The organism is Pseudomonas asplenii, assembly GCF_001293465.1.
GTDB classification, from domain to species: domain Bacteria; phylum Pseudomonadota; class Gammaproteobacteria; order Pseudomonadales; family Pseudomonadaceae; genus Aquipseudomonas; species Aquipseudomonas fuscovaginae_B.
Genome location: NZ_JSYZ01000014.1, coordinates 327999 through 339113 on the forward strand (window position 1 = coordinate 327999; position 11115 = coordinate 339113).

At 64.9% G+C, this 11115-nt stretch carries 11 protein-coding genes; 7 read left to right on the forward strand and 4 right to left on the reverse strand.

Annotated features, from left to right (window positions below):
* The first annotated feature begins 357 nt into the window (after nt 1-357).
* The 3 genes from rpmB to PF66_RS18670 all read left to right on the forward strand — a co-directional run bounded on the left by rpmB (nt 358) and on the right by PF66_RS18670 (nt 2302).
* A complete protein-coding gene (gene rpmB, locus PF66_RS18660) occupies nt 358-591 on the forward strand; it encodes a 50S ribosomal protein L28 (protein WP_026144812.1) in 234 nt (77 codons plus the stop codon).
* 11 nt (nt 592-602) lie between these two features.
* Nucleotides 603-758 (forward strand): 50S ribosomal protein L33, encoded by a 156-nt coding sequence (rpmG, locus tag PF66_RS18665; protein WP_003177274.1) that lies wholly within the window; start codon nt 603-605, stop codon nt 756-758.
* A 161-nt stretch (nt 759-919) separates the two neighbouring features.
* Nucleotides 920-2302: a hypothetical protein gene (locus PF66_RS18670; protein ID WP_054063493.1), complete on the forward strand. Its 1383-nt coding sequence runs from the start codon at nt 920-922 to the stop codon at nt 2300-2302.
* Here the strand turns inward: PF66_RS18670 and PF66_RS18675 are convergent, their stop codons facing one another.
* Nucleotides 2303-2665: a cupin domain-containing protein gene (locus PF66_RS18675; RefSeq protein ID WP_054063494.1), complete on the reverse strand. Its 363-nt coding sequence runs from the start codon at nt 2663-2665 to the stop codon at nt 2303-2305. It abuts the gene before it with no gap.
* Between the two features lie 238 nt (nt 2666-2903).
* On the opposite strand from PF66_RS18675, the gene PF66_RS18680 reads away from it, so the two are divergent.
* Together PF66_RS18680 and PF66_RS18685 are read left to right on the forward strand one after the other, a co-directional pair.
* The gene (locus PF66_RS18680) at nt 2904-4397 is read left to right on the forward strand and encodes an aldehyde dehydrogenase (protein ID WP_054056370.1); all 1494 of its coding nucleotides are present in this window, start codon (nt 2904-2906) and stop codon (nt 4395-4397) included.
* Between the two features lie 264 nt (nt 4398-4661).
* Nucleotides 4662-5810: an MFS transporter gene (locus PF66_RS18685; protein ID WP_054056371.1), complete on the forward strand. Its 1149-nt coding sequence runs from the start codon at nt 4662-4664 to the stop codon at nt 5808-5810.
* Here the strand turns inward: PF66_RS18685 and PF66_RS18690 are convergent.
* Together PF66_RS18690 and PF66_RS18695 are read right to left on the reverse strand one after the other, a co-directional pair.
* Entirely contained in the window at nt 5807-7360 is a 1554-nt protein-coding gene (locus PF66_RS18690) for a phospholipase D family protein (RefSeq protein ID WP_193394215.1), read from the reverse strand. The two genes, PF66_RS18685 and PF66_RS18690, sit on opposite strands and share 4 nt — an antisense overlap.
* A 64-nt stretch (nt 7361-7424) precedes the next feature.
* Nucleotides 7425-8858 carry a PLP-dependent aminotransferase family protein gene (locus PF66_RS18695; protein WP_054063496.1) on the reverse strand — a complete coding sequence of 478 codons (1434 nt, stop codon included), beginning with the start codon at nt 8856-8858 and terminating at the stop codon, nt 7425-7427.
* 181 nt (nt 8859-9039) lie between these two features.
* Between PF66_RS18695 and PF66_RS18700 the strand changes: the two genes are divergently transcribed.
* Nucleotides 9040-9285: a DUF1127 domain-containing protein gene (locus tag PF66_RS18700; RefSeq protein WP_054056374.1), complete on the forward strand. Its 246-nt coding sequence runs from the start codon at nt 9040-9042 to the stop codon at nt 9283-9285.
* 7 nt (nt 9286-9292) lie between these two features.
* Here PF66_RS18700 and PF66_RS18705 read toward each other — a convergent pair whose 3' ends face one another.
* Nucleotides 9293-10585, reverse strand: a complete 1293-nt coding sequence (locus tag PF66_RS18705) for an NAD(P)/FAD-dependent oxidoreductase (RefSeq protein WP_054056375.1) — start codon at nt 10583-10585, stop codon at nt 9293-9295.
* 160 nt (nt 10586-10745) lie between these two features.
* On the opposite strand from PF66_RS18705, the gene PF66_RS18710 reads away from it, so the two are divergent.
* On the forward strand, nt 10746-11099 hold the full coding sequence (locus PF66_RS18710) for a YkgJ family cysteine cluster protein (RefSeq protein ID WP_054056376.1): 354 nt from the start codon (nt 10746-10748) through the stop codon (nt 11097-11099).
* The last annotated feature ends 16 nt before the right edge of the window (nt 11100-11115 follow it).

Below are 11115 nucleotides of genomic sequence, written 5' to 3' on the forward strand. Positions count from 1 at the left end.
TTACTCGGCCGGCCTGGGTTGCTGTAGAATCCGGCGCTCTTGTCCGTAAGAGATTTGCGGACTCCTGCCGTGTGTGGCGAATTTTGTGCGACGAGCGGCATTTTTCGTCCCGAGCCCCGGCATTGGGGTCTCGTACCCAGGTTTTCGGGCACTCGACACGGTTTTAATCGCACTTGATGTTGTTGCACCGTAGTCTTTCTGGTATAAAGCAGCGCTCTTTTCTAGGGGCCCGGTTCCTTCGCTTGTAGGTGTAGCCGGTAAGACCCTTAAAGAAACGCGGCGCCTGGCGCCAAATGACTGAGAGATTAAGCGGCCAACCCATGCCGGGTTGGGCATGTGGTTTTAGAGGGCTGAGGCATGTCTAGAGTCTGTCAAGTTACCGGTAAGGGTCCGGTGACTGGGAATAACATTTCCCACGCAAACAACAAAACCCGTCGTCGTTTCCTGCCGAACCTGCAGCATCACCGCTTCTGGGTCGAGTCGGAGAAGCGTTTCGTGCGCCTGCGCGTTTCCGCCAAGGGCATGCGTATCATCGACAAGCGCGGCATCGACGCCGTGCTGGCCGAACTGCGCCGTGATGGCAAGGTATAAGGAGCTAAATCATGCGTGAATTGATTCGTCTGATCTCGAGCGCCGGTACTGGTCATTTCTACACGACTGACAAGAACAAGCGCACTACTCCGGACAAGATCGAGATCAAGAAATATGATCCGGTTGTTCGCAAGCACGTGATCTACAAGGAAGGCAAAATCAAGTAATTGATTTTGTTTTTCGAAAAAAACCCCGACTGGTTCGGGGTTTTTTTTCGCCTTTTTTCCGGCCTTTTCCTGCGCAGCGCTCCGCCATTTCCTGCGTTTTTTCCGTTTTGCCTTTCCTAGACTGCCTGGGCAACCAGAAAACACAGTCAGGGAGGACGTTCATGGTTATCGCAAGGATGTTTTTATTGTTGCTGCTGGTGTTCCTGGCGGCAGCCAGTGTCGCGGTCTCGGCGGCCCCCCTGGCCGCTGTCGAAATCACCACCGAAGCCTATGTGCAACGGCTGATCCAGGCGACGCGGACGGCCTGGCCGGCGCTGGCCGGGTTCAACCACGCTACCCGGATATTCGCCGACATCCGGTTGGTGGTCAGCGATGGGCGGCGGGCCTTTGTGATGGGGATGCGCGAAGGGCAGGAGGTGGAAATGGCGAAGGTCAGGGCGCTGGGTGTCAGCCATGAGTACCAGCGCTATCGGCGGATTGCCTGGGAAGGGCGCCCGGCGATCTTCGTCGGCCTGGGTGAGACGGTGCCGGAGCGTGAGCGACAACGGCTGCAGGACCCGAAGGCGTTGCCCGAGCTGTTCGCTCTGGCGACCCACGAGGCCTTTCACTTCCATGTCGAAGCCGCCTGGCTACGCCTGCCGGGGGCGCAGCGCAGCATCGCCTATCCCGCCAGCGCCGAGCCAAGGCTGCTGCGCAATCGGATCATTCGCCAGTTGCTGGCGGCGGCCCGGGGGCAGCCCGAGGGGCTGGCTCGGGCCAGCTACTGGTATCGCCGCTGGCTGGACGAACATGCCGAGGAGGCGGTACGTCTTCGCCAGGTCGACCGCTCCGAGGGCAGTGCGCGCCACGTGGAGACGGTTGCCGGCCTGCTGGCCCGGGGAGTGCGCCTCGGCTCGGCCGAGTGGTCGGAGTCGATGCTGGAGGCATTGACCCGCCAGGCACAGGAGGACTACCTGGCTCCTGACCTGGAGAGCTATGTGCTGGGGGATCTCGCTGGCTACCTGCTCGAACGCCAGGGCGTGGACTGGTTGCCCCGTGTGGCTCGGGGCGAAACACCGCTGGCGATCCTGCTGGAACCGGTGGCGCCGGTTGTCGCGCCCGCCGATGAACGCATGGAGCGGCGCATCCGCAAGGCTGTCGCCGCTGCCAACCACCAGGCGGCGCAAGCCCTGGAGCCTTTCGTGCAGCGTTTCCACGACCCGGCGGGCGGGCGCCTGCTGGTGCCGAACCGGGCCCTGCCGGACAGTTTCGAGATGGGCGATTCCTACCACCTGGCCATGCAGCCGGGGACCATCGAGGTCGGGGTGCGGGCCGGCTTCGTCCTGGGCGACGGCCGAATCGATCTCCACGCGGCCACGGTTGCCACCCAGCTGACATCCGCCTGCGGCCGCGAGGATCTCTACTGGATCCTCGCGCTGGCCCCGACCGAGCTGGAGAAAACCGCCGATGGCCGGCTGCGTGTCGAGCGCGCCGACCTCAGCCTCGACATCCCCTATCCGCAGCGCGCCGCCGGGGAGTCGCGCAACTGGTGCGTGGCCGCCTGATCAGGCTTTCTGTTCGAACACCACATAGATCTTGCGGCAGTGCTCCAGCACCTCCCAGGTACCCTTGAAGCCGGCCGGGATCACGAAGCGGTCGCCAGCGCGCAAGGTTTTGGTGTTGCCATCGTTGTCGCGCAATACCGACACACCCTGGACGATTTCGCAGTATTCGTGTTCGGTGTAGTTCACGGTCCACTGGCCGACCGCGCCTTCCCAGACGCCGGCATTCATCTGCCCGCAAGGGCTGTCGTAGTGATTGAAGATCGTCTGCTCCGGATCGCCCTTGAGCACCTTCTCCGGCGCCGGGCGGAAGCGTTCGGGGGCGGTGGTGGCTTCGCTGAAATCGACGATGTCCTGGATGTTCATGCTGCTTTTCCTCGGCAGTGACAGGGCGGGTACTCGAATGTCTGGAGTCTATGTTTATTAAAATGAACATGGCAACGGCGTTTGCCCAGCTGCTGTCAAATATATTGAAAGTTCAGGGGCCGCTGGTTTAGGGTGGTGGGTGTCGTGGGCCGAAAAAATGGGCCATCGAACAGGATTCTCGACGGTGCTTGCGCGCGAGCGCGTGGCGCTTCTATTTCAATAAGAGGAGGACACTCGCATGACCACCCTGACTCGTGCCGACTGGGAACAACGCGCCCGTGAGCTGAAGATTGAAGGCCGCGCCTACATCAATGGCCAATACACCGCCGCCGTTTCGAACGAAACCTTTGAGTGCATCAGCCCGGTCGATGGCCGGCTGCTGGCCCAGGTTGCCAGTTGCGACAGCGCCGACGCCCAGCGTGCGGTGGAAAATGCCCGTGCCACCTTCGATTCCGGGATCTGGTCGCGCCTGGCCCCGGCCAAGCGCAAGGCGACCATGATCCGTTTCGCCGCGTTGCTGAAAACCAATGCCGAAGAGCTGGCCCTGCTCGAAACCCTCGACATGGGCAAGCCGATCACCGACTCGCTGTTCATCGACGTACCCGGCGCCGCCCAGGCACTGAGCTGGAGCGGCGAGGCCATCGACAAGCTCTACGACGAAGTCGCCGCGACGCCCCATGACCAGCTGGGCCTGGTGACTCGCGAGCCGGTCGGCGTGGTGGGCGCCATCGTGCCGTGGAACTTCCCGCTGCTGATGGCCTGCTGGAAGCTCGGCCCGGCCCTGGCCACCGGTAACTCGGTGATCCTCAAGCCTTCGGAAAAATCCCCGCTGACCGCCATCCGCATCGCCGCCCTGGCCGTCGAGGCCGGTATCCCGGCCGGTGTGCTGAACGTGCTGCCCGGCTACGGTCACACCGTCGGCAAGGCCCTGGCCCTGCACATGGATGTCGACACCCTGGTGTTCACGGGTTCGACCAGAATCGCCAAGCAACTGCTGGTCTACTCCGGCGAGTCGAACATGAAGCGCGTCTGGCTCGAGGCCGGCGGCAAGAGCCCGAACATCGTCTTTGCCGATGCCCCGGACCTGCAGGCCGCCGCCGAGGCCGCGGCCAGTGCGATCGCCTTCAACCAGGGCGAGGTGTGCACCGCCGGCTCGCGCCTGCTGGTCGAGCGTTCGATCAAGGACACGTTCCTGCCGCTGGTGGTCGAGGCCCTCAAGGCCTGGAAGCCGGGCAACCCGCTGGACCCGCAGACCAACGTCGGGGCGCTGGTGGACACCCAGCAGATGAATACCGTGCTGTCCTACATCGACGCCGGGCATGCCGACGGCGCCAAGCTGGTGGTCGGTGGCAAGCGTACCCTGCAGGAAACCGGCGGGACCTACGTCGAACCGACGATTTTCGACGGCGTGACCAACGCGATGAAGATCGCCCAGGAAGAGATCTTTGGCCCGGTGCTGTCGGTGCTCACCTTCGATACCGTCGAGCAGGCCATCCAGATCGCCAACGACACGCCGTATGGCCTGGCCGCTGCCGTCTGGACCGCGAACATCTCCAAGGCGCACCTGACCGCCAAGGCCCTGCGGGCCGGCAGCGTATGGGTCAACCAGTACGATGGCGGCGACATGACCGCGCCGTTCGGTGGCTTCAAGCAGTCGGGTAATGGCCGCGACAAGTCGCTGCATGCGTTCGACAAGTACACCGAACTGAAGGCGACCTGGATCAAGCTGTAACCTCTTCAGGGCGCCTTGGCCTGTAGGGGCCGGCCTGCTGGCGATTGCCATCTGTCTCCTACCGATCTTTCCCACGCTCGGCGTGGGAATGCCTCCCCGGACACTCGGCGTCCGCTCTTGGGACGCGTCGTGTCGCGGGCTGCTTTCCCACTCGGAGCGTGGGAGCGATCCAAGGATGTGGTGCATCCATGATGCAGCCGGGCTTTGCGCGAGGAGGCCCGGCTGCGTCGTCTTTGACAAGAACTTGTCCACAGGAGCGTGGAAATGCGTTGGGCGACTTATTTCGCCGTCCTGGCCTCGGTGCTCAGCGTCGGCCTGGCGCTGGGGGTGAGCATGCCGCTGGTGTCGTTGCGCCTGGAAAGCTGGGGTTATGGCGCGTTCGCCATCGGCGTCATGGCGGCGATGCCGGCCATCGGCGTGCTGGTCGGTGCCAGCCTGTCCAGTCGGCTGGCGGCGCGGCTGGGCACTGCCCGGCTGATGGCCTCGTGTCTGTGGGCCGGGGCCTTTTCCATCGGGCTGCTGGCGCTGTTGCCCAGCTATCCGGTATGGCTGGTGCTGCGCCTGATGATCGGGGTGATTCTGACCATCGTGTTCATTCTCGGCGAAAGCTGGATCAACCAGCTGGTGGTCGAGCAATGGCGCGGACGCCTGGTAGCGCTCTACGGCAGCAGCTACGCCTTGAGCCAACTGGCCGGGCCGCTGCTGCTGGCGGCGGTGGGCACCGAGCGTGACTATGGCTTCTGGGTCGGCGTGGCGCTGCTGGTGACCTCGCCGTTCCTGTTGCTGGGGCGTACCGGAGCGCCGAGCGCGGAGTCCGGGCGCGTGACCCTGGCCGACCTGCTGGGTTTCTGTCGCGGCCTGCCGGCGATCGCCTGGGCCATTTCGCTGTTCGCTGCCTTCGAGGCGATGATCCTGACGCTGCTGCCGGTTTACTGCCTGCGCCAGGGTTTCACGGCGGACATCGCCCTGGCGATGGTCAGCACCGTGGTGGTCGGCGATGCGCTGCTGCAGTTGCCCATCGGGGCCTTGGCCGACCGTATTTCGCGGCGGGCGATGTTCGTCGGTTGCGCGGTGGTGCTGATGCTGTCGAGCCTGGCTGTGCCGCTGCTGATCGACACCCTGCTGATCTGGCCGTTGTGGGTGCTGTTCGGGGCGAGCGCGGGAGGCTTGTTCACGCTGTCGCTGATTCTGATCGGCGAACGTTATCGTGATGACGCGCTGGTTCGTGCCAACGCCCACGTGGCCCAGTTGTGGGGTATCGGTTGCCTGCTCGGGCCGCTGGCGGCAGGGGCGGGCAGCCAGTGGATCAGCGGGCATGCCTTGCCGCTGTTCATGGCGGCGGGGGCGCTTGGCCTAGTGATGCTGGTGTTGCGCCAGGGGGCGTTCGGTCGGGTCGAGCCCCTGTCGGTCTAGAGCATGCGCTCCAGGCCGACGCGGTTGGTCAGCCAGGCGTTGATCCGGCGCCACCAGCTGCCGGGTTCGCGGTGAAGGACATGGATCTGGCCGTTGTCTTCGGTGACCCACACCAGTTGCCCGGCCTCCAGGCGCGGCTCGTAGCTCAGCGCCGGGGCCATGCCCTGCAGGGCCAGGGTGCGCACGTGCTCGGCCAGTTGCGGGCTGTCCACCAGCACCCCGACCTCGGTGTTCCACAGCACTGAGCGCGGGTCGAAATTGAACGAGCCGATAAAGGCTTTCTGCCGGTCGAAGATCATCGCCTTGCTGTGCAGGCTGGAGTCCGAGCCCTTGGACGAACCGCTGTGGAACAGGCGCGGACCGCTGCCGCCAGGGGCGCCGGGCTGGCGTCGCAGTTCGAAGAGTTTCACCCCGTGTTCCAGCAACGCCTTGCGATAGGGTGCGTAGCCGCCGTGCACGGCCGGCACGTCGGTGGCCTCCAGTGAGTTGGTCAGCAGGCTCACCGAAACCCCGGCGTCGGCCCGCCCCGTCAGGTACACCAGCCCCGGCTGGCCGGGGACGAAGTAGGCGGAAATCATCATCAGCTCGCTGTGCACGCTGCTCAGCACGGGTGACAGCTGGGTGGTCAGCAGCAGGCGCGGGTCGGGTTCGTCCCGGGCCAGTACCTTGCTCGGCGCATCCCACAGCGCCTGGTTCCAGGCCCAGATCAGTTCGCGGCGCCAGGTGTCCAGCCGGGGGTGGTACTGGTAGTCGGCCAGGCGCTGGTACAGCGCGGCATTGCGCTGGCGCCAGTCGGCCAGGGAACGCTGCAGGCGCTCGCGGGTGTCGGCCAGGTCGCTGGCGGTGGGCTGGCGCGAGAGGAACTCGCCGATGGGTTTGCTCAGGGCGCTGTTCCAGTACTGGTCGAAGCTGTGGCCGAGCTGCTCGGCCACCGGCCCGATGCTGAGCATGTCGATGTCGGTGAAGTTCAGGTCCTGTTGTGCGCCGAAATACTCGTCGCCCAGGTTGCGTCCGCCGACGATGGCCGCGCTGTTGTCGGCCAGCCACAGCTTGTTGTGCATGCGCCGGTGCTGCAGGTTGAGGTTGAACAGCCGGCCGAGGGTGCGCGTGGCCAGGGTGCTGCGGCCCAGGTCCAGCGGGTTGAACAGGCGGATCTGGATATGCGGGTGGGCGGCCAGGGTGGCGATGAGGTCGTCGAGGCCGTCGCTGGTGGTGTCGTCCAGCAGGATACGCACCCGTACGCCGCGGTCGGCGGCCTTGAGCAGTTCGTCCACCAGCAGCCGGGTGCTCAGGCCGTCATGGACGATGTAGTACTGCAGATCGAGGCTGCTCCGGGCGTTGCGGATCAGCTCGGCGCGGGCCCTGAAGGCCTCGCCGCCGTTGGGCAGCAGACGGAAGCCCGAGCGCCCCTGGTAGGGCGCGGCCTGGGCCTGGAGGTCGCGACCGAAGGCCGAGTCCGCGGCCGGCAGTGCCTGGCTGGGAACCCGGGGCGCGTCCAACGAGGCACATCCGCCCAGCAGCAGGGCGAGCAACAGGAAGCAGGATTTCAAGCGCGGTCGCCCCAGGTCGAGTCTGGCCAGTGTCGGGATATGGACGCTGGCCGGCGGATAAAGGTCAATCGTCGCTGCACGAATCTTCGTTCAACAGGCGGATCGCTGTCGCGCCAACCTTGCGGACCGCCTCCTCGATCTGCGCCGTTGGCTTGGCAGCGTAGTTCATCCGCAGGCAATTGCGGTACTTGCCCGAGGCCGAGAAGATGCTGCCCACCGCGACCTGGACCCCCTGGTCGGCCAGGGCGCGATTGAGCCGCAGGGTGTCGAAGCCCTCCGGCAGCTCGACCCACAGCATGAAGCTGCCCTGGGGCCGGCTGGCACGGGTACCGGCGGGGAAGTAGCGGCTGACCCAATCGAGCATCAGGTCGCGATTGCGCTGGTATTGCGTGCGCATCCGCCGCAAATGCGGCTCGAAATGGCCGTTGCGCAGGAAGTCGGCGACCGCCAGTTGCGGTTGTGGGGCGCTGGCGCCGGTACTGATGTACTTCATGTGCAGCACGCGTTCCAGGTAGCGGCCGGGCGCGACCCAGCCGACCCGCAGGCCCGGGGCCAGGGTCTTGGAGAACGAACTGCAGAGCAGCACCCGGCCATCGTCATCGAACGACTTGATGGTCCGCGGTCGCGGGTAGGTGTAGGACAGTTCGCCATACACATCGTCCTCGATGATCGCCACGTCGAAGCGCTGCGCCAGCTGCAGCAGTGCCCGCTTGCGCGACTCCGGCATGATGTAGCCCAGCGGGTTGTTGCAGTTGGGGGTCAACTGTATGGCCTTGATCGGCCACTGTTCCAGGGCCAGTTCGAGGGCGTCGAGGCTGATGCCGGTGAGCGGGTCGGTGGGAATCTCCAGGGCTTTCATGCCCAGGCCCTTGAGGGTCTGCATGGCGCCATGGAAGCTGGGCGAGTCCACCGCGACGATGTCGCCATGGTTGCAGGTGGCACGGATACTGGCCGACAGCGCCTCGTGGCAGCCGGTGGTGACCACCAGGTCCTGGGCGCCTAGGTGGCAGCCGGAATCGAGCAGCAGCCGGGCGATCTGCTCGCGCAGGCCGAGGTTGCCGTAAATGTTGTCGTAGGCCAGCCCTGGCAGGTCCTGGCGACGGCTGATCTGCGCCAGGCTGCGCAGCAGCGGCTTCATGGTCGGGCTGCCGATGTCGGGGATGCCGCGGCCCAACTGTACGGTGTCCTTGCGTGGCACCGCGCGGATCAGGTCCAGCACCTGGTCCCACTGGGAGATTTCCACCGGCCGCTGTGCCGGGCGACCGGCGATCGGCAACGCCGGCAATTCCCGGCTGGCCGGCACGAAATAACCGGACTTGGGCTTGGGCAGGGCCAGTCCGTTGTCTTCCAGCAGCCGATAGGCCTGCTGCACCGTACTCAGGCTGACACCATGTTCCACGCTCAATGCCCGTACAGACGGCAGGCGGTCGCCCGGACGGTAGAAGCCTTGTTCTATGCGGGTTCCCAGCAATTCGGCGAGGTTGACGTAAAGGCTCATGGCGGCTGCTCGATCAGGGTGCGAACGGGATACCGGTACAGATTGCCAGAAAATACAGGATTCAGTCACGATTTCGCCAAATCTGTATGGAAATAATACAGGTTGTTTGAATCTGTAATGGTTTTGCGCCAAAGGCCATCCTTGCGACTCAGGGCAACCGAGTAACGAAGGAGCAATGGCAATGAACGGCTTGAGCGATGTGCGTCTGGTTTTGCGTGACCAGGAACTGATGACCGGGCAGGAGCGGGCGGGGGCGGTTTCCTGCGTTGCCCCGCGCGCTCCCGAGTTGAGTCGGATGGGCCTGTTCTGGCATCGCCTGCGTACCCGCAAGGTGCTGCTCGAACTCACGGCCGACGAGTTGCGTGATATCGGCCTGACCCGCAGCGAGGCCCTGGCCGAAGGGCTGAAACCTTTCTGGCGTGACTAGTGGCCGATTAGCGCAATTCCTTGAGGCGATGCCAGAGCATCCCCAGCGCCAGCAGCGGCGAACGCAGGTATCTGCCGCCCGGGAAGGTGATATGCGGGACCCGGGCGAACAGGTCGAAGTCATCGTGTTGCTGGCCGCTGATGGCCTCGGCCAGCAAGCGACCGGCCAGATGGGTGGCGTTGAGGCCATGTCCGGCATAGGCCTGGGCGTAATAGACGTTGGGCTGCGCCTGCAAGCGGCCGATCTGCGGCAGGCGGTTGGCACCGATGCCGATCATCCCGCCCCAGTGGTAGTCGATCTTCACCCCGGCCAGTTGCGGGAATACCTTGAGCATCTTGGGCCGCATGTAGCCGGCGATATCCTGCGGGTCGCGACCGGAGTAGTGACAGGCGCCGCCGAACAGCAGGCGGCGGTCGGCCGATAGCCGGTAGTAGTCCAGCGCGACCCGCTGGTCGCAGACCGCCATGTTCTGCGGCAACACCGAGCGGGCCTGCTCCTCGCTCAACGGCTCGGTGGCGATGATGTAGCTGCCGGCGGGCAGCACCTTGCCGCCCAGTTCCTCGTTGAGCCCGTTGATGTAGGCGTTGCAGGCCAGCACCAGGGTCGTGGCGCGCACCACTCCCTGTGCCGTATGGACCCGCACCTGCGGGCCGTAGTCGATGCGGGTGACGGCGGACTGTTCGAACAGCTTCACGCCCAGTTGTTCGGCCGCCGCCGCTTCGCCGAGGGCCAGGTTCAGCGGGTGCAGGTGCCCCGAGCCCATGTCGACCAGGCCACCGACGTAGCGGTCGGAGCCGACCACGCTGTGCATTTCGTGGGCCTGCAGCAGGCGGGTTTCGTGGCGGTAGCCCAGTTGCCGGAGTTCTTCGGCGTCCTCGGCGAAACCTTCCAGTTCACGGGGCTTGTTCGCCAGGTCGCAGTAGCCCCAGGTCAGGTCGCAGTCGATCCGGAACCGCTCGATGCGCTGGCGGACGATTTCCACCGCTTCCAGTCCCAGCAGTTTCAGGCGGTGCACACCGTCCTGGCCGATGACCGGGGCGAACTGCTCCAGGCCATGGCCGACGCCGCGGATCAGTTGCCCGCCGTTGCGCCCGCTGGCGCCCCAGCCGATCCTGCGGGCTTCCAGCAGGACCACGGCGAGGCCGCGTTCGGCCAGTTCGATGGCGGTATTGAGCCCGGAGAAACCGCCGCCCACCACGCAGACGTCGGCCTGCACCTCGCCCTGCAACGGTGGATATTCCGGTTGCGGGTGGCTGCTGGCGGCGTAGTAGGAAGCGGTATGCCGGGCAGGGGCGTTCATGTGCGTGGTCCTGATGATCGTGTTTGGAAAATTTGACGGAGGATAAGCCGCAGCCCCTCGCACGGGCAACTTGATGGCCTGCATGGCTAGAGGAGGTGCTGTCTGGGATGGGCCTTTTCAGGCAGAATCCAGGTCTTTCCCGGTATTTGGTAAGGCCTCGATGAGCTGCAACAGCCAGAAAATCCGCTTTCTGCGGCAGCAGATCCCGTCCTTCGAATGTGTGCCGGGCTGTCATGACTGCTGTGGGCCGGTGACCACCTCCTCGGAGGAAATGGCCCGCCTGCCCCGCAAGACCGCTGCCGAGCAGGAAGCGGCACTGAACGAACTCAATTGCGTACACCTGGGGCCGAATGGCTGCACGGTGTATGACGAGCGGCCGTTGATCTGCCGGCTGTTCGGCACCACGCCGAGCCTGCCATGCCCCAATGGCCGGCGACCGGTGGAGATGATTCACCCGCGGATCGAGAAACAGGTTCATGAGTACATCGCCAGCACCCGGCAGGTGCTGGTCTAGGCTATGTACGAAATCG